Origin of the sequence: Collinsella sp. AM42-18AC, from assembly GCF_003467965.1 — a bacterium.
GTDB lineage: Bacteria > Actinomycetota > Coriobacteriia > Coriobacteriales > Coriobacteriaceae > Collinsella.
Genome location: NZ_QSFY01000007.1, coordinates 1 through 21,871 on the forward strand (window position 1 = coordinate 1; position 21,871 = coordinate 21,871).

The following is a 21,871-nucleotide window of genomic DNA, read 5'->3' on the forward strand; positions in this document are numbered from 1 at the left end:
GACGTCTTCAATACAGACAATATCAGTGCGGAATGCGCCCGGAGGGAAGCCCGGGATCGCCTGCGTTCTTTTCTCAGATGCCGGGGTGCCGGAAAGGCGGGATGTGAGGGGCGCATTGTTGGATGGCGCCTTGTATCTGCTTATCGTGGTGGGCGCAGTTCTGGGGAGCTCGATGGGTCATCTCGCTAGGTAAAAAGATGCTTCGCGGTGGTATTGTTGCTGTGGGTTTAATTCGATATGAAAGGGTGACTTTGGTGTCCAAGATGGATTCTACGCTCTCCTATATTACTGACCAGTTGAAGGCGCTTACCTCGATTGCTTCGCCTACGGGCTATACCCGTGCGGCGACTGATTATCTGATGGAGACCCTGCGCGATATGGGCTTTGGCCCCGAGCGCTCCAATAAGGGCAATGTGCTTGTTGAGCTTGGTGGCGAGGGCGAGCCGCTCGTATTGGCGAGCCATGTCGATACCCTGGGCGCCATGGTGCGCTCCATCAAGGACAATGGTCGCTTGCGTCCCACGACGCTCGGCGGGCATCAGTGGTCTACGGCCGATGGCGAGAACTGCACCGTTTACACGCGCGATGGCAATGTCTACACGGGTGTGGTTCTCAACACCGAGCCTTCGGCGCATGTGGCCGATGAGCCGGTCAAGACCATCGAGAAGAACATGGAAATCCTGCTCGACGAGAACGTTGACAGCAAGGACGATGTGCTCGAGCTGGGTATTCAGACCGGCGACATCATCGCTATGGATCCGCGTACCACGGTGACGGAGAGCGGCTACATCAAGAGCCGCTTCCTGGATGACAAGCTGTCGGCGTCGATTCTGCTGGGCCTGGCCCGCGCCGTTGCTGGCGGCGAGGTGACGCTTTCGCGCAAGGTATCGCTGCTCTTTACGGTGTACGAGGAGGTCGGCCACGGCGGTGCCTTTGTGCCGGACGACACGCGCGAGATGATCAGCGTGGACATGGGCTGCGTGGGCGACGACCTGGGTTGCACCGAGCGCATGGTTTCGATTTGCGCCAAGGATTCGGGCGGTCCGTACAACTACGACCTGGTGACCACGCTGTCCAACATCGCGCGCGAGCTGGAGCTCGATTACGCCATCGACGTGTATCCGCACTACGGCTCCGACGTCGAGGCCACGCTCTCGGCCGGCTACGACATTCGCCATGGCCTGATCGGCCCCGGCGTGTACGCGAGCCACAACTACGAGCGCAGCCACATCGACGGTGTGCGCAACACCTACGAGCTCGTCCGCGCCTACGTCCAGCGCTAGGGAAGTAGTTTGCGACTCGGCTGACCAATCGCTAAGGCCCGATTTCTCGGGCCTTTTTTCGCCTTAGGTCGTTTAGTATTATGATGTATGTAATATGTTAAATAAACGCGTAAATTACTTAACGAGGTGATGCAGCATATGAATACATCTGAGTACTTATCTATGGGTGATGCCGCCCGCCTGTTGGGCGTTACGAAAGCCCGCATATCGCAACTTGCCGCATCGGGGACGCTTGTGTGCGATATTGTGGGCGGCCGGAAGATGGTCGAGTACAATTCTGCGATTGCCTACCAAAAGGTCCGCAAGCGAGGACGCCGTCCTGCGGCCGATGTTGGACGCAAGTTTACGCTGATGTCGGCCGACCATGAGGTCGCTCATGTCTCATTTGATCCGACGCGCGAGTTTCCCTTCGAAATCGCCGAGGTCCTCGATGCGCAACGAATGCCGTTTGGCACATGCTCGAGCTCTTCTCCTGCGGTGAATAAGCGGGAGCTCAACGCGTGGTGGGGGCATCGGTCGGTGCCCGATGTTCGCCCCGGGCTTATCTCGCGCTACCGCGAGCTGGGAATTGTCAACGGCGTTGAGGCGCCGGTTCAGTGCCTGGGCCTATCGCTTTCGGATTGCTATTGGCTGCGGCCGGCAGAATGCGACGGGCTCGAATGGCGAAACCTCAATTACTTCGAGAATGATTTTGAGCGATCGACGCCCGAGGGGCGTTCGGGTTGGCTGGAGGGCATCGGTCTTAAAAATCCGGATAACACGTCCGAGGGCGAGCTCCCTAAATCGTGGATGATCCGAAACGGCATTCGCGTTTTGGCTAAAGGGTGCGGGATGGACGATCAGCGTCCCATTAACGAGGCGGTTGCAACGGCTCTACATCGTCGTTTGCTTCCCAAGGGCGAGTTTGTTCCTTATACGGTTGAGCGGATGTTCGATGGCCCTGTGTGTCTGTGCGACGACTTTCTTGACGGCCGCGAGGAATATGTTCCGGCTTTTTACGTTAAGAACGCCCTTGGTGGCCAGCGAGGAAGCTCGACGTACGACCGGTACTGCCGCTTTCTTGGTAAGCATGGAGCAGACGAGGCCGCTGTGAGAAGGTCTATGTCGCAGATGATCGTTTGCGATGCCCTTTTGGCCAACAGCGACCGCCATTGGCGAAACTTCGGCATCATCCGTAATGTCGACACCCTGGAGATAAAACCTGCTCCGCTGTTCGATAGCGGCAACTGTCTGTGGTACAACGTACCAACTGCCGTGCTCGCAACTGGGGAGTTTGGGTTTTCCGCTAAGCCGTTTGGGCCCGACCCTTCCGTCCAGCTGGCGCTTGCGGATTCGCTCGATTGGTTCGATTCATCGCGGCTCAACGGATTTGTTGATGAGGCGATCGAGATTCTTTCGCAGAGCGAATGGGCCACGGCGGAGGGTCGACTCGAGGCCATCCGCCGCGGCCTCGAGCGTCGCATAATCGAGGTTGGTGCCGCTGTTGAGGTACTTCGACACGTGCAGCGATAAACCCGCGGCTACTTAAGTGCGCCGGTCACGGTGCCGCCGCCCAGGACGACGTCGCCGCGGTAGACGACGACGGCCTGGCCGGGGGCGATGGCTCGCTGTGGCTCGTCAAAAGCCAGCAGCATTTGTCCGTCGGCGCCACGTGTAAGGGTCGCCGCCTGGTCCTTTTGACGGTAGCGGTACTTGGTGCCCACGCGAATGCCGCCGGCATCCAGCTCGGCCTCCATGTGGTCGGCAGGGGCGCTCCAAATCCAGTCGTTGGCAGTGAGCGCCGTGGCCGTCAGGTCCTCTGCCTCGCCCAGATGTACGGTGTTGTTGACGGCGTCGACACCCGTCACATACACGGGATGCGCCATCGCGACGCCCAAGCCTTTGCGCTGGCCGATGGTGTAGCGCAGCGCGCCGTTGTGGCGCCCGACCACGCTGCCGTCGCGCCATACGATATCGCCCAGTGCAGCGGGATGTCCGCAGCGGCGCTCGATATAGCCCGCGTAGTCACCGTCTGGAATAAAGCAGATATCCTCGCTCTCGGCCTTCTGGGCGTTGGTAAAGCCCTGCTCGGCGGCTATGCGGCGCACGTCGCGCTCTTTGTCTAGGCCCGCCAGCGGAAAGATCGTGTGCGCCAGGCGCTCCTGCGTAAGCGAATACAAAAAGTAGCTTTGGTCCTTTTTGGGATCTTCGCCGCGGTGCAGCTGCCGGGTGCCGTCTGCCGCTTGGCTTGTTTTGGCGTAATGGCCCGTGGCGATGTAGTCGCAGCCCATATCCAGCGCCGCATCCAGCAACGCGCCAAACTTAATGTGGCGGTTGCAGATAATGCACGGATTGGGCGTCAGCCCCTCCTGGTAGGCGTTCACAAAGCGCTCGATTACGTTACGGTCGAAGGTTTGCTGCAAGTCGAGCACATGGTGGGGAATGCCTATGCGCTCGGCGACGGCCTCTGCGTCGGCGATGTCGCGGTCGACCTTACTCATGCCCGTGGCGGGGTCGGGTGCGGGGCAGGTGAGGCGCATGGTGGCGCCGACACATTCGTAGCCCTGGCTTTTGAGCAGATACGCGGTCACGCTGGAATCGACGCCGCCGCTCATGGCGACGAGCACGCGCTTGTTGTGCATGAGGAGGTTCTCCTTGGTGGCATGTGGCCAAAAAAGAAAAGCGGCGCGGGAGGCTGGTTCCGCGCCGCAGACATTGTAGCAAGTTCGGACGTCTCGTGGGGCATCCTGTTGGGATGAGCTCAGGCTGCCAGAAGAGAGGGGAGACCGGCGTGCCTTGGACTCGTTCTAAGAACGAGAAGCTCTAGTCCTGGAAGAGCGCCGTGGACAGGTAGCGCTCGCCGGTGTCGGCAAGTAGGGCCACGATGGTCTTGCCTTCGTTCTCGGGGCGCTTGGCCAGCTGCAGCGCGGCCCACACGGCGGCACCGGACGAAATGCCCACGAGCACGCCTTCCTTGTGGCCCACGGCGCGGCCGGTGGCAAAGGCGTCGTCGTTCTCGACGGGGATGATCTCGTCGTAGACCTGGGTGTCAAGGACGTCGGGCACAAAGCCGGCGCCGATGCCCTGGATCTTGTGCGGGCCGGCCTGGCCCTTGGAGAGCACCGGGGAGGTGGCGGGCTCGACGGCGACGACCTGAATCTCGGGGTTCTGCTCCTTGAGGAACTCGCCCACGCCGGTCACGGTGCCGCCGGTGCCGACGCCGGCGACGAAGATGTCGACCTTGCCGTCGGTGTCGTCCCAGATCTCGGGGCCGGTCGTGGCCTTGTGAATGGCCGGGTTCGCGGGGTTCACAAACTGGCCGGCGATGATGCTGTTGGGAGTTTCCTTCTGCAGCTCCTCCGCCTTGGCGATAGCGCCCTTCATGCCCTTGGAGCCGTCGGTGAGCACGAGCTGTGCGCCGTATGCCTGCATGAGCTTGCGGCGCTCGACGGACATGGTCTCGGGCATAGTGATGATCACCTTGTAGCCGCGGGCCGCCGCCACCGAGGCGATGCCGACGCCGGTGTTGCCGCTCGTGGGCTCGATGATGGTGTAGTCGCCACCGCGCACGAGCTTGCCGGCCTTCTCGGCCTCGTCAATCATGTTCTTGGCGACGCGGTCTTTGACGGACCCGGCGGGGTTGAAGTATTCCAATTTGACGAGCACACGGGCCTTGAGGTCCTCGTCGGCCTCGAAGTGGGTGAGCTCCAGAAGCGGGGTGTGGCCGATAAGCTGATCGATGGACGTGTAAACATTGCTCATGGTGAACCTCCAAAGTGTTCAAATGACTGGATACCGTGTGGTTTTACGGTGTGTGTGGCAGCGAAACCCACAAACCTTATAGGTTGTTCGTTTTGCTGTTGGCAAGCATAGTAGACAGTAAAGCCTAGTAACGCAATAGGAAATAGAAGATTATTACGAGTCGATTAACCATCTTGACGGGAATAGGTATTTTCAAAACCAATTTTTCGGCTAGAATTTCTACGAATTAAAAGACCGAAAGGCAGCTATATATATGTTGGTTTCCACAAAGGGCAGATATGCCCTGCGCGTTATGGTCGACCTGGCCGAGCACCAGGCGGCCGGCCGCATCCCGCTCAAAGAGATCGCGGCGCGACAGGGGATTTCCGAGAAATATCTCGAGAACATCTTGGCTACGCTCGTGCGCGCCAACATGCTTTCGGGCATGCGCGGCAAGGGCGGTGGCTACGTGCTCACGCGCCCGCCCGAGCAGTACACGGTGGGCGAGATCCTGCGCCTGACCGAGGGTAGTCTGGCGCCGGTCGCCTGCCTGGATGGCGACTGCAAGGGCTGCTCGCGTTCGGATGAGTGCCCCACGCTCGACGTGTGGAAGAACCTGGACAAGCTCATCAACGACTACCTCGACGGTGTGACGCTCGATCAACTTGTCGCTCCCAGCCATGGCTATGACTACGTCATCTAACCCAAATCTGCCATGTGGGGACGGGGCGGAAATGGTAGATTCTCTCGTCCTTTGAGACCTGACAAATAAGAAGGCCGCCCATTTTTGCGATGGGCGGCCTTCGTTTTGGGCTGTTGAGACGGGCGCGGCCGGAATGGCCTTTTAGTCCTCGGCGATGCTGTCGAGAATGCTGCGCATGATGGACACCAGGATGCTGCCCATAAAGGCCGAGCCAAAGTTTGCGATGGAGATGCCGACGCCCAGCAGGTTGACCGACAGGTAACTCGCGAGCTCGAGCATAAAGCTGTTGACGACAAGCTGGAAAATGCCCAGCGTAATGATCGTGAGCGGCAGCGAGATGACCGTCAGGAACGGCTTGACGAACGAATCGACGATGTTCAGGAACAGTCCCACGAAGGCGAAGCAGACCCAGGCCTCGGCAAAACCGAAGGGCTGGATGCCGGGAACGAGGAACGTGGCAATCGCGATGGCGACCGAGGTAAAGAGCCAGTTAAGCATAAAGCGCATGGTGTGAATCCTTTCTTGCGCAGGGTGCGTCGGTAACGCGTGAAGCGGTTTGCTGCGGCAGCTTGGGCGGCCGCTCGGGTGTGCCGCCTTGTTCGGCCGCCCATTGTCTCAGATATTCGTGGAGCTTACGTGCGCATTCGGTTTCAAAACGGCGTTCGTCCTAGAAAATGCGCCGCTGGCAGAGAGTTTTGTCGCTTTAGTTTGGTGGTGTGCTAAACTGCTACGGGCAAAAGCCACACGCGTTGCCCTATTGCATAGAACGGGCGAACGATGCCCGATGTCAGTATCAACTTCGATGCCTTTTGGCGGGTTTGGCGGTGATCGATGAATATCGAGAACATGTTTGACAAGCCTGATGTCAAGCAGCTGGTCCACGCATTTAGTCTTTTGGATGACGAGAAGGATATCCAAGCGTTTTTGACCGATATCTGCACGCCGCGCGAGATCTGCGATCTATCGCAGCGTCTGCAGGTTGCGCGTTATCTGGATGAGGGCGAGCCTTATGTTGAGGTTCAGGCCCGCACCGGCGCTTCGTCCACTACGGTGAGCCGCGTTTCAAAGGCACTCAACGGCGAGTACGGCGGCTATCGCAAGATCCTCATCAAACTGGAGGATGGTGAGTAGGCCAGCGGCAACAAACGAATTGCGCAGAACCGTCCCTTCGGGGGCGGTTTTTTGATCCTTTGGGGACGGAGGAAAACGGATCGCTGGGTTAGACTGACCTCCTCGGTGATCCATTTTCCTCCGTCTCCAAGGGGTCAAATCTGTTGGCGTGGGGCAAATCTGTCCGCGCGGGCGGGTAGGATGGAAACATTGAATATTGCGAACGGTTTGAGTGGAGGACCATGCCTGTTCGAATCTATACCACCAACGCCGGCGCGGATTTGAGCGATGCCGAGGCGGCGCTGCTTGCCGACCTTATTGCCCGCCACGGGCGTGCCGTGCTGCTGGCGCCAACGTTTGCTGAGCTCGACCTGTGCCGTCATGATGCGGCGGAAGCCGGCGTTTCGCTGGGTATTGACTACAAGACGCCTACATCGTGGCTTCGCTCGCTTTGGGAGCTTTTGGGCGACGGGCGCGGTTTCGTCGACAACCTGCAGCGCCAGATGCTGTTTTCGGACATGGTAGCGCGCCTCGACGACGCCGACCTGCAGCCGCTTTCGCGCAGCCAGGGCACGGTGCGTATGCTCGCGCGTATGGCTCGCGATGTGCTGCCGGGTGTGGCAGGGACAGGCACCGAGCGTTGCTGCGACAACGTTTGCAAGCCCAAGCCCAAAAGCGACGCCGAGGCTCGCGTGTTTGAACTTTTGTGCGCCTATGCGCGCGGTTTGGACCGTCGAGATATGGTCGAGCCCTGCGAGGCGGCTGACATTATGGCCGATGCCCTGGCCGATAACCTGCCGGCGTGCACCCGCGCCGTATGCGTGCGCGGTATCACGTCGTTTACGCACGGCCTGCTCGAGCTGCTGTCTGCCGTGGCGAACAATGGGGGAGAGGTCGTCGTACTGCTTGCCTGCGAGCAGGCGGCGATGCGCGAGGAGCTTGCCGCGGCATTTGATGCCCGCGGTGTGCTGTTCGAGGCCGCGCCGCTGAGGGAGGACGCCGTCGCGTCTGATGCCGCTTGCGGGACCGCCGCTCAGCCTGCCTTTATTGAGGTCGCCGGCCCCCATGCCCGTGCCCATGCTTATGCGGACGCCATCGATAAGTTGGCGAAAACGCACAAGGAGTCCAAGGACGATAAGGCTGCTGCAACGCCCGCCGACCCCGTACGCGTGCTCGTTGTTTCTGCCCGGGCACCCCAGCTGTTCGGTGAGCTCGCCTCTCGTCTGGCGGCTCGTCATATCGCTGCCGAGACAGTTGAGTTCACGGCGTTTTCTCAATCCATTGCGGGCAGGCAGTTCACGGCGCTCGCCAACCTGATCGAGCGTATGAAGGCCGCCGACGAAGGGGCAGCTTCTAAGACTGAGTGGTGGCCCGCGCCGGAGCTTACCGACTGGATTTACAGTCCGCTTTCGGGCGCTGATGCTGTCAATGCCCGTACCTTCGATAAGAATATGCGTCTCTCGCGCAGCAAGACTACCGCGGGCGTTAAGAGCCTGCTGCAGAGCGTCCAAGGCCAGGTGAGGGGCGCGCGCAAGGCGGCGAGCGACGAGAACTGGTTTAAGAACGTGCCGTGCGTGGTCTCGGACGTGTTCCAGGCGCTGTGGCGTGACAAGCCCGTGACGGCGCTCAAGGCCATGCTTGCCGTTGCCGAGGCGTTGCCCGATCGCTCGCTGGGCAGCTTGGATGGCCAAGCCCGTCGCCAAGCGGAGGTGGCCCTGCTGCGCCACGTCATCGGCATCCTTATGAATGGCGCCCGCGCGCTCGACGTGTCGCAGGCCGCGATCGTGCCCGTGCTCGATGGCATTCGCACCAAGGTGGACAAGCGTAGTACCGCCTACGATTACGAGACCTACGAGGTTGACCGTGCGCCACGTGCTCAGGTTCGTTTTGCTTCGCTTGCCGATGCGGCGGCTCTGCGCCCCGGCAGCTACGATGCTGTGCTGTTTGCCGATGTCGATCTGGACAGCTATCCGCTCTCGCACGAGGAGGGACCGCTGGCTACGCTGACGGCGAGCCTTGGTCGCGAGGGCGTGACGCTTGAGCCTGCGGCCCTGCTGCGCGTGCGCTTTGGCCGTGCGATGCAAGCGTCGCGTGGTCCGGTTGCGCTCGCCCGCGTGACGCACGATCGCCAGGCGCGCGAGTGCTATCCGGCTGCCGTGTGGACCGAGCTGCGGGCGCACGCCGAGGCCGCTGACGCCGACAAGGCCGCTGACGATGCTAGGGCCGCTGACGATGCTAAGGCCGCTGACGATGCTAAGGCCACTGGTGACGCTAAGGCCGCTGACGCCGACAAGGCGAAGTGCGTGGGTGAGGGCGATATCGTAAGGGACTTCGATCCCGCGGCAGGCGAAGGTCTCAAGCGCGAGCGCGTGACCTGTGAAGCCCCTCAGCATCTGAGTGCCGAGGCCGTGCCGTATTTGGTCCTGCGCCGTCGCGATGGCGAGGGCGAGGGCGCGCCGCTCGTGCCGCGCCTGACGTCCGCCTCGCAGATCGAGGCCTATTCCACCTGCCCGCTGTGCTGGTTCGTCTCGTATCGCGTCAAACCTCAGTCCATCGATGCGGGCTTTGGCAACATGGAGAAGGGCAACTTTGTCCATGACGTGCTGGAGCACTTGCATGCACGTCTTCCGCAGGAGGGCATGGAGCGCGTGACGCCCATGAATCTGCCGCGCGCGCAGGGGCTGTTGCGCGAGGTCTTTGCCGAGACCCTGGCCGAGCATGCGGGCAAGCGCGGTACCGAGGGCCCGCTGGTGCCGCTCTCTCCAGTGGAGGAGCGCCAGGTGGCTGAGATCTTGCCGCAGCTGGAGGGCGTGCTTGCCTACGAGTCCGAGGCGCTCACCCCCTTTGCTCCGCGCTACCTGGAGTTTGCGTTCAACGAGCTCCAGGTCGAGTATGCCGGTTGGCCGCTCGGCGGGCGCATCGACCGCGTGGATGTGGATGCCGAGAATCGCGCCGTGGTAATCGACTACAAGCATCGCACGGGCGTTGAGGAGTTTAAACTCGCCGACCCCACGGTGCGCGACGAGGAATCGGGCGAGGCCGCCATCGACGACCCGCGGTGGCTGCCGCCCCATACCCAGACGCTTATCTATGCGCAGGCCATGCGCCGGGCGCTGGATCTGGATGCCCGTGCGGCGCTCTATTTTTCGACCAAGGGCGGCAAACCGGCGCTGCGCGGCGCCGCGAGTGCCGAGCTGCTCGAGGAGGAGCGTGGTGACGGCCGCATCCCGGGGCTTAAGAAGGGCTTTCCCGGCGAGGGTGGCAGCATGGACTTCGACGCCCTGCTCGATCGCGTGGAGGCCGGCATCGCCGAGCGCCTGCACGAACTCGAGGCAGGCGACGTTGCCGCCGTCGACCCGACGTCGGCTCAGGCCGCGCATGCGCGCTGCTCGTATAACCACGAAGGAACGTTTGTAAGGAGGGACGTGTAGACCATGGATCTTTCGACTTTGATGCCGCAACAACTGCAAGTCGTCAAAACGCTCGACCGTCCGCTGTTTGTCTCGGCGGGCGCCGGTTCGGGCAAGACCTTTACCCTCACGCGCCGCATCGTCTACGCGCTCTCGCCCGAATCCGGTCCGTTTGTCGAGCATCTGGATCAGGTGCTCGCCATTACCTTTACCAAAGATGCCGCGGCCGAGATTCGCGACCGCGTGCGTCGCGCGCTTATCGAAGAGGGTATGGACGAGGAGGCCCTGACCGTCGACGATGCGTGGATCTCGACCATTCACGGCATGTGCTCGCGCATCCTGCGCGCACACGCGTTGGAGCTGGGCATCGACCCCGAGTTCACGGTGCTCACCGATACCGACGAGCTTATGGACCAGGCCGTTGAGCATGTGCTGGCCCGCGCGACGGCGCCCGATGCCGTCCCCGAGCTCGCGGCATCGCTCAAGGCCCTCTACGCCTGGTATCCCATGGCGGGCGAGGGCGGTCCCTTTGGCGCCGGCACGACCATCAAGGGTCTGGTGCGCGACCTGCTGGAGCTGTCGAGTCAGTTGCCGGGCGGTATGGACGACGTGTGCGTGGCGCGCGGCCAGGCCGATACCTCAGCGCTCGCCGATGCCTATCGCGCGGCGCTGGGCGCAAGCAAGGCCGCGACCGAGAAGGCGCAGACGGCGCTCGATGCCATCGACGCGTTCGAGGCGAGCGGCAAGACCATGGTCGATGCGGCGCGACTTATGATGTCGTGCACCATGCCGCGCGCGAGCAAGGCGTTTTCTAAGGAGCAGGTGGAGCTACTCAAGGCCGAGACTGCTGATGCATTTATCAATATCGTGCTTGCCTGCGGTGCCCCCGCGCTCGATGCACTGGTGGGCCTGGCCCGTTCCGTGGAGGCCGAGTATCGCGCGCTGAAGGCCGGCCAGTCCGCGCTCGATAACAACGACCTGCTGCGCATGGCGTACGAGGCGCTGCGCGACTACCCGGCTATTCGAGCAGCCTATGAGGGCCGCTTTAAGATGGTCATGATCGATGAGTTCCAGGATACCGACCAGATGCAGGTTGACCTGATCCGTTACCTGACCGGCGCGGGTGAGCGTGCGCTGTGTACCGTGGGCGATGCGCAGCAGTCGATCTACCGCTTCCGTGGCGCCGAGGTTGAGGTCTTCCGCCGCCAGGAGCGCAAAGTGGGCTCCTCTGCTGCGCCCGAGACGGCTGCCGCATCCGATGCCCCCGCCGGCGAGCTCGTCAAACTCGTGCGCAACTTCCGCAGCCACGACGAGGTGCTGCGCTATGTGGCGCGCGTCTTTGACGGCGATACCGGTGGTTTGATGCAGGGGTTCTTGGATCTTGAGCCGAGTGACGATCGCGAGGACAAGCTCAAGGCAAAGGCGTCGCGCCGCCAGGCGGTCTTCGTTGCCGGCGGCAGCACCCAGGAGCGAACGCAGGCGAAAGCTCGTGCGATTGCGGAGCGATTCCAAGCGCTCGTTAAAGCGGGCCAGCCCCAGGGCAGCATGGTACTGCTACTGGGGCGCATGACCAATGCCGATGTCTACGCACAGGCGTTTCGCGACCAGGGGCTCGACTGCGTCATCGCGGGCGGCTCGGTCTTTGCCCAGGCTGCCGAGGTCCAAACGGTGCGTGCCCTGGGGTGCGCGCTTGCTAACCCGGCCGATACGGCGCAGGGTCTTATGCCGCTGCTGGCCTCGCCGATGTTTGCGCTCGGCGCTCAGGAGTTCCTGGCGCTGGCGACCAAGCTGGACGACCAGACGGGGGAGACCTCGCGCCGCAACATCGACGTGGGCATCATGAGCGATTGCGATGTGCCGGGGCTGCGGGATCTGCCGCTGCTGACGCGCGCCCGTGAGGTGCTGCGCTATGCACTTCGTCGCGTGGGGCGCGATTCGTTCGCCGCCATCGCGCGCGATACTGTCAACGCCTCCGGCTGGTTTGTGCGTCTGGCGCAGCGTGGTCCCGAGGGCAAGGCCATCGCCGCCAACGTGCTCAAGGCGCTCGACGCCGTGGCCGAGGCAGAGGCCGAGCTCGGCAATTCTCCGCGCTCCATCGCGCTCGCCTTCGACCGCTTCTTGGCGGGCAAGGAGGCCCCGGGCGCGCTCAACGAGGAGGGCGACGGCGCGGTGCGCATCATGACGGTGCATGCGTCCAAGGGTCTGGAGTATCCGGTCGTAGCGGTTGCCGAGTGTTTTGGCGTGCGCAAATCGTCCGGTGCGGCTCAGATGGGGCGTGTCGAGGGCGGAGCGCAGGTCGTGGCGCTGCCGGCACGCTTCGACGGCGTTAAACTCGCGGACGGCACGTTCGTGAAGGGCGATGACGTCAAAAAACAGTTTGAGCACGCGTTTAAGGGCAAGGGCACGTCGCTGTGGCTGCCGCCAGAGCTCATGGAGGACGTCTGTGCGACGGGCTCTCCCGCCGAGGCATTTGCCCGCCTGCGTAACGACGACCTGCAGCTTTCGCTCGAGGAGCGGGCTCGCTTGCTCTATGTCGCCATGACGCGTGCGCGAGAGCTGGTCATTCTGGCGATGGATGCCGGCGTGAGCCGCGGCAAGGTGTGTGCGCCGACCTTCGACGTCGAGACCGATCTGACCTATGACGTGCTGCGTCGTATTCTGCCTACCGACGCTCTGGACATGCCGCAGCTCGATGCCGACCGCCTGGTGTTCGACAACTCCAAGCCGGGCGACTACGAGCTCATCTCGCTGGCGGACTTTACGTTTGGCGAGCAGGCGTTTGAGGCCAATGCTTCTCTGGATGCCGAGGGCAGGCTTGTCCGCGGCGATGCGGAGCCGGGGGGCGCCGGTGCGGATGCCCGCGCCGCCGTTCCCGGCCCTGCCGACCCCGAGCCCGATGCGTTTGAGCTCGTGTATCCCCAGACGGTGGGCGTGCGCATGGGCGCCTGCCCGTATCCGGTGCGCGATTCGTACAGCTACTCGTCAATTGCCGCGGCGCTGCATGCCGAGGCCGAGGACCGTGCCGCCGAGGCGCGCGTGCCCATGGACGAGGCTGGCGATGATGCCGAGTCGGATGGCTCGGAAATGACGGATGCGGACGTGGCCGCTGTCGAGCCCGCCGGCAATCCCATGGCCTTGGGTTCGGCCTTCCATGCCGCCTGCCAGTGGCTGATCGAGATGGGTGCCGATGAGCTGCCCGCCGAGCGTGCCGACGCCCTGGCTCGCCTGTGGCGCCTGACGCCGGAACAGCGCGAACGCTTCGACGTTGCCCTGGATCGCTGGCTCAAGTCGGCGGTCCGTGCCGAGCTACTTGCCTGGCCGTGCGTTCGCGCCGAGGTGCCGTTCTTTTCGCTGGGCTGCGAGGATGAAGACATCGCTCGCTACGGTGCATATGCCGAGGGCGCCATCGATGCTTTGGCGACGAACCCGGCGGATTCGTCATGCGCGCTGGTCATCGACTACAAGACGGGCGGCACGCCGGACGAGACGCCGGAACAGCTGCAGGAGAAGCACGCCCTGCAGGCGCGCGTCTACGCTGATGTTTTGCACAAGGCGGGCTTTGAGGCCGTGACCGTCAAGTTCGTCCGCGTGGAGCAAGTCGACCTCGCCAACCCGTGCGAGCCTCAGGTGGTCACCTACAGCCTCTAGCCCTCAATAACTTGCGGTGGAATACGGACTGTTTTGGCCAAAAAAGCCGCCAAACAGTCCGCATTTCACCGCAACTGCGTGAGTAGCCGTGTGGGTTTGGCTAGGTTCGGGTGCTGTCCGTGCCGTGGGGTAAAATCGTTCAGTCAGAACACGAACCCGCATCGGAGCTCATCACATGGCATTCGTCCATCTGCACAATCACACTGTTTTCTCCATGCTCGACGGCGCAACCCGTATCCAGGATATGGTCAACCGTGCCGTTGAGCTTGGCATGCCCGCCGTGGCCATTACCGACCACGGCTACATGTATGGCGTGCCCGACCTGGCGCTGGCCTGCGACGCCGTCAACCACAACACGCCCGAGTACAAAACCTGGAGCCACGACAAGGCCTTCTTGGAAAAGGATCGCCGCGACGAGCTGGTGGAGCCCGACCCCGAGGCAAGCCCGCGCGAGCATGCCCAGTATGTGAAGGACATGGCCATGTGGGACGAGAAGGGCAACATCGACGAGCTCAAGCCGCCCCTGGTCATCAAACCCATCTTTGGGTGCGAGGTCTACTTTACGCCGGACGAGACGCTCGCCCGCGACCATAAGCCCGAGCTCTACCACATGATCCTTCTGGCCAAGGACCAGGAGGGCTACGTCAACCTGATGCAGACGGTCTCCGAGGCCGCCGTGCAGGGCTTTTACTACAAGCCGCGCGTGACGCTCGACAACCTGCGCCGCCACGCCAAGGGCATGATCTGCACGAGCGCCTGCATCGCCGGCATCATCCCCAAATACATCGACCGTGGTGACATGGAGGGCGCCATCAAGTGGGCCGAGACCTTCCGTGACACCTTCGAGCCCGGCGATTTTTATATCGAGATCCAGGAACACGGCATCACCACCGACAACGGCCTGACCGATGAGCAGATGGACCGCACGCTCATTGACATCGCCAAACAGGTGGGCGTCAAGGTTATCGCCACCAACGACTTCCACTACCTGCGCCGCGAGGACGCGCCCGTGCAGGACGTCATCATGTGCATTGGCATGAACGCCAAAGTCGACGACCCCAACCGCATGCGCATGACTGGCTCGGAGTTTTACATGAAGACCGAGGAGGAGATGCGGGCGATGTTCCCGTATTGCCCCGAGGCCTGCGACAACACGCTCGAGATCGCCGACAAGTGCTACGTCGAGCTGGACTGGGACTCCATCATCCTGCCGCGCTTCCCGTTGCTCGACCCCGGCGAGACGCACGAGAGCCAGTTCCGCCGCGAGTGCGAGAAGGGTCTGCGCCAGCACTATGGCGACGACTGGGCCACGCGCGAGATCGGTGGCGTCAACATCAAAGAGCGCTTTGAGTACGAATACAAGGTCATTTGCGACAAGGGCTTTGCCGCCTACTTTTTGATCGTCGCCGAGTACGTGCAATGGGCCAAGGACAACGGCATCGGCGTCGGCCCCGGCCGTGGTTCGGCCGCTGGCGCTATCGTCGCCTACGCTATGAACATCACCGCGTTCGACCCGCTCGAGAACGGCCTGATGTTCGAGAGGTTCCTGTCCCCGCAGCGTACCGAGATGCCCGATATCGATATGGACTTCGACGATGAGCGGCGCCTCGAGGTCGTGGAGCACGTTCGCCAGCTCTACGGCCCCGAGAAAGTCACCCACGTCATCACCTACTCGACCATTAAGGCCAAGCAGGCCATCAACGACGCCGCTCGCGTCCTGGACTACCCGGTCTACATGGGCCAGCGTCTGTCCAAGATGGTCTCGAGCGACCCCAAGGTCAAGCTCAAGCAGGTGCTCGAAAAGCAACCCGGCAAAGAGGACCTGTTTAACCCCGATTTTGCCGAGGCATATAAAAAGGACGACGACGCCCGCCGCATCATCGACACGGCGCTCTCAATCGAGGGCCTCACCCGTGGCGAGGGCGTGCACGCGTGCGCCGTTCTGATCTGCCGCGACCCCGTCAACGAGCACGTGCCCACCAAGCTCGACACCAAGGGCGGCGTCGAGATTACCCAGTACGAGGGCCATACCGTTGCCGACATGGGCCTGCTCAAGATGGACTTCTTGGGCCTGCGCACGCTGACTGTTATCTCCAAGGCAAAGGCAAACATCAAGAAGAACTTCGGCATCGACATCAAAGAGGAAGAGATTCCCTTTGACGACCCCGAGATCTTTAAGCTCATGGGTTCCGGCCACACCGCCGGCGTCTTTCAGGTCGAGTCCGCCGGCATGACGGCCACGATCAAGAACATGAAGCCCACCGAGTACAAGCACGTCGTGGCATTGATCGCTCTGTACCGCCCGGGCCCGCTGGGCGCCGGCATGGTCTCGTCCTACATCAACCGTATGAACGGCAAGGAACCGGCGGTTTCCTACGACGACCGCCTGGACGACATCCTGGGCGAAACCTACGGCACCATGGTCTACCAGGAGCAGGTTATGCTCATCTCCGTCGAGATGTGCGGCTTCTCCAAGGGCGAATCGGACTCGCGTATCCGTAAACCCGTGGCTAAGAAAAAGATCAAGCTGCTCACGTCGACGGTGCTGCACTGGGAGGATGGCTCGGACGAGACCACCTACGACCACTGGATGAACGGCGCTATCAAGAACAACTACACGCGCGAGGTCGCCCAGAAGATTTGGGACGATGTTCTCGAGTTCGCATCTTACGCCTTTAACAAGTCGCACTCCGCCGGCTACGCCATCCTGGTTATGCAGACGGCGTGGCTCAAGGCGCACTATCCGCACGAGTACATGGCGGCCGTTCTGACGTCCTACACGGGCAAGACCGACAAGATCGTTCATTACGTCTCGGCGTGCCGTCACGACGGCATCCCCGTGCTTTCGCCAGATGTCAATGAGTCCGGTACCGAGTTCACGGCTACCAAGGAGGGCGTGCGCTTTGGTCTGGCCGGCATCCGCGGCGTGGGCACCGGCGTGGCGCAGGCGATTATCGCCGAGCGCGAGGCGGGCGGTCCGTTTAAGACGCTGCACGATTTTGTCGAGCGCGTGGACTCGAGCCAGGCCAACCGCCGCGTGATCGAATCGCTCATCAAGGCAGGCGCCTTCGACTCCACGGGGTATCCGCGTCGCCAGATGATGCACTTTGTGGACAAGAACAACCCCGAGAACATCATCGATGCCGCGGTAAAGCGCCAGAAGGATCGCGCGAGCGGCCAGACGTCGTTCTTCGATATGTTTGGCGACGTTGAGGGCTCGGGCTTTGAGGTGAGCGTGCCCGATCCGGATGGCCAGGAATGGGACCGTCACCTTAAGTTGAGTCAGGAGAAGGAGGTTCTGGGCATCTATGTCTCGGACCACCCGCTGCGCCCGTTTGAGTATGCACTAGCCAAGGCGCGTGACTTCTCGTTCTCGCAGATCGACACCGGCTACGAAGTTCAGAATCCTACGGGCGGCACCATCAACCAGGAAATTCCCGAGGGCAAGGCGCTGTGGTGGGCCGGCATGGTCTCGAGCGTGTCCAAGCGCGTGACCAAAAACGGTGACCCCATGGGCATCGTGCAGCTCGAGGACATGGAAGGCGAGGCCACCGTCGTCGTGTTCCCCAAGACCTACAAGGAGGCCGAGGGGTACCTGTACGGCGAGGTCGATCCCGAGACCGGCGCGCAGCTGTCCGATGCCTTTGTGCGCATTAAGGGCAAGCTCGAGCGCTCGGACCGCGGCGACCAGATCATCGCGCAGGAGATCGTGCCGCTCGAGCTCAACGAGGAGAACAACAAGCCCAAGGTGTTTGAGGTCATGGTGCCCAACAGCCGCTTTAGCCAGGGCAATATGGCGCGCCTGGCCACGGTGCTCACCGCTAACCCGGGCGGCGACCGCGTGGAGATCTTTATCGAGCAGGTGGACGGGCGCGTGCTGCGTGCCGAGGTACCTGCCAAGGTCAACGCGCGTTCGATTCCGCTGCTGGCCGAGGCCAAGGCCATTGTGGGTAACCAGGGCCGCGTGACGGTGATCTAAGCTACCCCGGGTGAGATTGGAGGAAGTGATGGCGCAGGGGACGTTTGTGCAGGCGCTTCGCAAAGAGGCGGCGTTGAGCGGCACCTTTATGAAGGGCCGCTCGCTCATGCTCAACGGCGCCGTGCTGTCGATTGAGGACAGCGGCTCGCGCTTCTCCAAAAACGTGACGGTTGAGGGCTCGGTGCGCGGCTCGCGCGGCGACCTGTACAAGACGCACGTGGCGCTCGATATGGACGAGCACGAGGTTATCGACTACGACTGCGACTGCCCCGCCGCATACCGCTATCCCGGTATGTGCAAGCACGCCATCGCCACAGCGCTGGCGTACCTGGACACCAGCGGCATTGAGCCTGTTGAGGGGCTGCGCACGCCGGTTCGCACGTTTACGGCGCAGCCGAAACAGCCCGCACGCGCCGCGTCCGCCGCGCCGGCCGTCAACCCCAACTTTCCCTTCCCGGCGCCCGTCCCCACGAGCCCGAGCCTTGTGGCGGCGCTTTCCGATCTTTCGGACGCGCGCATGGATGAGCTGGCGAGCATGCGCCGCAAACTTGCCGGTGCCGTTGATCCCGACGCCCCCAAAGCGGCGTTGGAGCCCTCGTTGGTGCCGTACTACAATCCGCTGTTCGCTGACCGCTTTAGCTGGGCGCTCGAGTTCCGCATTCGCTGTGGATCGGTCTCCTACGTGGTCAAGGACATCGACGGCATGGCCGATGCCTACGTGCGCGGCGGCACGTTCTCCTATGGCAAGAAGCTCACGTTTGTCCATTCACCTGAGGCCTTTGACGAAACATCGACAAAGCTGCTCAACCTTGTTGTGACGACAGTTGCCTATCTCGATGACATCACAAGCTCGCGTTCGGCGTCGTACGACTTTGCCCGCAGCGGTTTTGTTGCCGAGCGTCAGTTGCCGCTGTCCGAGCATAGCATCGTATATGTGCTGGACCTGCTGCGCGGCCAGACCATCTCTTTTGAGCCCGCCTGGTCGCGGGGGACGACGACGCGTCGCACCTACGACGTGGCGGTTGAGCTGTCTCCGCAAGGGGAGGACGAGGCGTCCGCTAAGCGCCCACCACTTCTTGCCGCCAAAATCGCGCCGGCGGCTGGTGGTAGCTATGACCTGCGCCTGCCCGCCGATATGTACTGCTTTGCGTCGGGCGATGCCGCCTACTTGGTTGACACGCGCCGCGCGCGCCGTACCGACGCTGCATTTGCTCAGCATGCCGCACCTTTTTTGTCGCGCTTGCTGCCGTGCCGCACGCCCGCCCATATTGCCGCCGAGCAGGTGGGTGAGTTCTGCCGTATGGCGCTGCCCATTTTGCGCGACTATACCGACCTCACCGCGCCCGCCGCGCTCGATACTGTGGCACCCGAGGCGAGCTTTGCCATGGCAATCGGCGTCGACGATGGTCTTGTGACCTGCAAAATTACGGTTACCTACGGCGATTGGTCGGCTGATCTCTTTAGTCTTGGTGCTCCGGGCAGTCCTTTCGAAGAGCAACGCCCCGGCGTTCCGCCCCGCGATACGCTGGCGGAGTTTCGCGTTATGGACACGGCTGCCATGTACTTCGATTTCTACGAGGGCGGCCTGGCGTTTGAGGAGCGCGATGACGAGAGCCTGTTCCACTTGCTGACCGAGGGCCTGTCTGCCCTGTCCGAGCTGGGCGAGGTCATGCTCAGCGACCGTCTGCGCCAGATTTCGGTCCGCCCTGCGCCCAAGCTCTCGGTGCGCGCGACCGTCAAGAGTAACCTGCTCGATGTCGAACTGGGCGCGAGCGGCCTTTCGGCGGCAGATCTTGCCATCTATCTGGACTCGTACAAGCGCCACCAGACGTTCGCGCGCCTGACGTCCGGCGACATCGTGCGCCTGGATGAGGGAGCGCGTGCCGCGTTTGGTCTTGCCGAGGACCTAGGCGTCGATGCCGTCGACCTGCTCGACGGCGTGTCGCTTCCCGCGTCGAGTACCCTTTTTGTCGATAGCATGCTCGCACGCACGCCGGCGCTCGAGGCCGATCGCGACGCTGCGTTCCGCCGCACCGTCGAGCGCCTGGACACGCTCGGCAAGATGGACTTTACGGTGCCGGCATCGCTCAAGGCAACGATGCGCGGCTACCAGGTCGACGGATACCAGTGGCTCGGCTCGCTCGAACACCTGGGCCTTGGCGGCATCTTGGCCGACGACATGGGCCTGGGCAAAACGCTCCAGATGATCGCGCATATCCTGGCGCGCGTGGAGGCGGGGGACACCAAGCCCACGCTCGTGGTATGCCCGGCCTCACTCGTGTACAACTGGACTGCCGAGCTGGAGCGCTTTGCCCCGTCGCTCGATGTGTGCGCCATTGTGGGCGCCAAGGCTCAACGTCGTGTACAGATTGCCGGCGTGGCCGAGCATAACGTGGTCGTAACGTCGTATGACCTTATGCGGCGCGATATCGACGAGTACGTCGAGCAGGATTTTGCCCGCGTGGTGCTCGATGAGGCACAGTACATTAAAAATCCGCTCACGCAGGTGGCGCGCGCTGCCAAGCGCCTGCCTGCCGGCGTGCGCTTTGCCCTGACGGGCACGCCCATCGAAAACCGCCTGTCCGAGCTCTGGAGCATCTTCGACTTTTTGATGCCGGGCCTTTTGGGGACGCGCGAGTCGTTTGCCAAGCGCTTTGAGAGCCCCGTCGAGCATGCCGAGGGCGATAGCGCCGCTCGCCTGCAGGCGCTCGTGTCGCCGTTTGTGCTGCGCCGTGTTAAGGAAGACGTGGTGGCCGACCTGCCCGAGAAGATCGAGGACACCGTCATGGCACAGCTTACCGGCGAGCAACGCAAGCTCTACCTGGCCAACCAGGACCGCATCGCCCAGCAGGTGCAGCACCGCGAGGCTGGGGAGTTTAAGAAGGACAAGCTCAAGGTGCTCGCCGAGCTCACCAAGCTGCGCCAGATCTGCTGCGACCCACGTCTACACTACGAGGATTACAAGGCGGGGAGCGCAAAGCTCGATACGTGTATGGAGCTCGTGCACGGCGCACTCGACGGCGGGCATCGCATCCTGTTGTTCAGCCAGTTTACGGGTATGCTCGATATCATCGGTAAGCGCTTGGCCAAGGAGGACATCGCCTTCCTTAAGCTCACGGGCGCTTCGTCTAAGGAGAGCCGCGCCAAGATGGTCGCGCAGTTCCAAGCGGGCGAGGTCCCGGTCTTTTTGATTTCGCTCAAGGCGGGCGGCGTGGGCCTTAACCTGACGGCGGCCGACGTGGTCATCCACTACGACCCGTGGTGGAACGTGGCGGCGCAGGACCAAGCGACCGACCGCGCGCATCGTATTGGCCAGCAACATACCGTGACCGTGTACAAGCTCATCGCCAAGGACACGATCGAGGAGCGCATCATGCAGATGCAGGAGTCCAAGCGCGACCTGGTCAACAGCGTGCTCGGCGGCGACGGCATCTCGTCGGCGCTGTTTACCCGCGAAGATGTTCTGGCGCTGCTGGGCGGCGACGGGCGCTAACCCGCTCGGGTGGGGCCGCCAGGGCGGATAGCGCACGCTGCCCCATCGTCCCCGCCCGTTATGTGTTCATTTGCAATGCCGTGGATGGTTCGCGCGCCTTTGGGCATAAGAAGCATCGAGAACATCGGCACATCAACAAAGGAGAACATCATGGCGAAATTCTTTAAGGACCCCGACGGCAAGCTCATTGCCGCTCTTGGCAACGACGTTGCAACCCCTGCCGGCTGCATGGAGCTGACCGCGAACACCGAGGACGCCGCGCACGAGAAGCACGTGCCCGTCGTTGAGAGCGAGCGCGACGGTCACGTGATCCGCGCACGCGTGGGCTCGGTCGAGCATCCTATGGTGCCCGAGCACTACATCGAGTGGATCGCCCTTGAGGCCGAGGGCCGTCTGGAGGTCCATTACCTTGAGCCCGGCATGAAGCCCGCGACGTTTTTTGCCGGCGGCTCCAAGACCGGCACCGTCTATGCCTATTGCAACCTGCATGGGCTGTGGTCCGCGACGTTCTAGGAGCGCGTCCCC

Annotated in this window: 12 protein-coding genes; 9 read left to right on the forward strand and 3 right to left on the reverse strand. The window is 62.4% G+C overall.

The features are described 5' to 3' along the window. Positions 1-263 precede the first annotated feature (263 nt). A complete protein-coding gene (locus DW913_RS05225; protein WP_117797877.1) occupies positions 264-1,283 on the forward strand; it encodes a M42 family metallopeptidase in 1,020 nt (339 codons plus the stop codon). A 138-nt stretch (positions 1,284-1,421) separates the two neighbouring features. Next, the gene (locus DW913_RS05230; protein WP_147349629.1) at positions 1,422-2,795 is read left to right on the forward strand and encodes a DNA-binding protein; all 1,374 of its coding nucleotides are present in this window, start codon (positions 1,422-1,424) and stop codon (positions 2,793-2,795) included. Positions 2,796-2,803: 8 nt separating this feature from the next. Here the strand turns inward: DW913_RS05230 and mnmA are convergent, their stop codons facing one another. Together mnmA and cysK are read right to left on the reverse strand one after the other, a co-directional pair. After that, positions 2,804-3,904, reverse strand: a complete 1,101-nt coding sequence (gene mnmA, locus DW913_RS05235; RefSeq protein WP_117778476.1) for a tRNA 2-thiouridine(34) synthase MnmA — start codon at positions 3,902-3,904, stop codon at positions 2,804-2,806. A gap of 181 nt (positions 3,905-4,085) precedes the next feature. After that, a complete protein-coding gene (cysK, locus tag DW913_RS05240) occupies positions 4,086-5,024 on the reverse strand; it encodes a cysteine synthase A (protein WP_055250951.1) in 939 nt (312 codons plus the stop codon). A 253-nt stretch (positions 5,025-5,277) separates the two neighbouring features. On the opposite strand from cysK, the gene DW913_RS05245 reads away from it, so the two are divergent. Next, positions 5,278-5,706 carry an Rrf2 family transcriptional regulator gene (locus DW913_RS05245; protein ID WP_117797805.1) on the forward strand — a complete coding sequence of 143 codons (429 nt, stop codon included), beginning with the start codon at positions 5,278-5,280 and terminating at the stop codon, positions 5,704-5,706. Positions 5,707-5,847: 141 nt separating this feature from the next. On the opposite strand, the gene DW913_RS05250 is transcribed toward DW913_RS05245, so the two are convergent. Then, the gene (locus tag DW913_RS05250) at positions 5,848-6,213 is read right to left on the reverse strand and encodes a phage holin family protein (protein WP_117797806.1); all 366 of its coding nucleotides are present in this window, start codon (positions 6,211-6,213) and stop codon (positions 5,848-5,850) included. Positions 6,214-6,537: 324 nt separating this feature from the next. Here DW913_RS05250 and DW913_RS05255 point away from each other — a divergent pair, with 324 nt between their 5' ends. The 6 genes from DW913_RS05255 (at position 6,538) to DW913_RS05280 (ending at position 21,859) form a co-directional block, all read left to right on the forward strand. Next, positions 6,538-6,837 carry a YerC/YecD family TrpR-related protein gene (locus tag DW913_RS05255; RefSeq protein ID WP_022094855.1) on the forward strand — a complete coding sequence of 100 codons (300 nt, stop codon included), beginning with the start codon at positions 6,538-6,540 and terminating at the stop codon, positions 6,835-6,837. 221 nt (positions 6,838-7,058) lie between these two features. Next, positions 7,059-10,247 carry a PD-(D/E)XK nuclease family protein gene (locus DW913_RS05260; protein WP_117797807.1) on the forward strand — a complete coding sequence of 1,063 codons (3,189 nt, stop codon included), beginning with the start codon at positions 7,059-7,061 and terminating at the stop codon, positions 10,245-10,247. Between the two features lie 3 nt (positions 10,248-10,250). Beyond that, positions 10,251-13,874 carry a UvrD-helicase domain-containing protein gene (locus DW913_RS05265; protein ID WP_117797808.1) on the forward strand — a complete coding sequence of 1,208 codons (3,624 nt, stop codon included), beginning with the start codon at positions 10,251-10,253 and terminating at the stop codon, positions 13,872-13,874. Between the two features lie 175 nt (positions 13,875-14,049). Continuing rightward, complete coding sequence (gene dnaE / locus DW913_RS05270; RefSeq protein WP_117797809.1) at positions 14,050-17,853, forward strand: DNA polymerase III subunit alpha; 3,804 nt, start codon at positions 14,050-14,052, stop codon at positions 17,851-17,853. Positions 17,854-17,881: 28 nt separating this feature from the next. Further along, positions 17,882-21,346 carry an SNF2-related protein gene (locus DW913_RS05275; RefSeq protein WP_117797810.1) on the forward strand — a complete coding sequence of 1,155 codons (3,465 nt, stop codon included), beginning with the start codon at positions 17,882-17,884 and terminating at the stop codon, positions 21,344-21,346. Between the two features lie 150 nt (positions 21,347-21,496). Then, positions 21,497-21,859 (forward strand): desulfoferrodoxin family protein, encoded by a 363-nt coding sequence (locus DW913_RS05280; protein ID WP_117797811.1) that lies wholly within the window; start codon positions 21,497-21,499, stop codon positions 21,857-21,859. Positions 21,860-21,871 lie beyond the last annotated feature (12 nt).

Excerpts from the sequence above, each read along its gene's own strand:
- DW913_RS05280 (WP_117797811.1), top strand. The coding sequence starts at position 21,497 with ATGGCGAAATTCTTTAAGGACCCCGACGGCAAGCTCATTGCCGCTCTT.
- cysK (WP_055250951.1), bottom strand. The coding sequence starts at position 5,024 with ATGAGCAATGTTTACACGTCCATCGATCAGCTTATCGGCCACACCCCG.
- DW913_RS05225 (WP_117797877.1), top strand. The coding sequence starts at position 264 with ATGGATTCTACGCTCTCCTATATTACTGACCAGTTGAAGGCGCTTACC.
- DW913_RS05255 (WP_022094855.1), top strand. The coding sequence starts at position 6,538 with ATGAATATCGAGAACATGTTTGACAAGCCTGATGTCAAGCAGCTGGTC.
- DW913_RS05260 (WP_117797807.1), top strand. The coding sequence starts at position 7,059 with ATGCCTGTTCGAATCTATACCACCAACGCCGGCGCGGATTTGAGCGAT.
- DW913_RS05245 (WP_117797805.1), top strand. The coding sequence starts at position 5,278 with ATGTTGGTTTCCACAAAGGGCAGATATGCCCTGCGCGTTATGGTCGAC.
- DW913_RS05230 (WP_147349629.1), top strand. The coding sequence starts at position 1,422 with ATGAATACATCTGAGTACTTATCTATGGGTGATGCCGCCCGCCTGTTG.
- dnaE (WP_117797809.1), top strand. The coding sequence starts at position 14,050 with ATGGCATTCGTCCATCTGCACAATCACACTGTTTTCTCCATGCTCGAC.
- DW913_RS05265 (WP_117797808.1), top strand. The coding sequence starts at position 10,251 with ATGGATCTTTCGACTTTGATGCCGCAACAACTGCAAGTCGTCAAAACG.
- DW913_RS05275 (WP_117797810.1), top strand. The coding sequence starts at position 17,882 with ATGGCGCAGGGGACGTTTGTGCAGGCGCTTCGCAAAGAGGCGGCGTTG.
- mnmA (WP_117778476.1), bottom strand. The coding sequence starts at position 3,904 with ATGCACAACAAGCGCGTGCTCGTCGCCATGAGCGGCGGCGTCGATTCC.
- DW913_RS05250 (WP_117797806.1), bottom strand. The coding sequence starts at position 6,213 with ATGCGCTTTATGCTTAACTGGCTCTTTACCTCGGTCGCCATCGCGATT.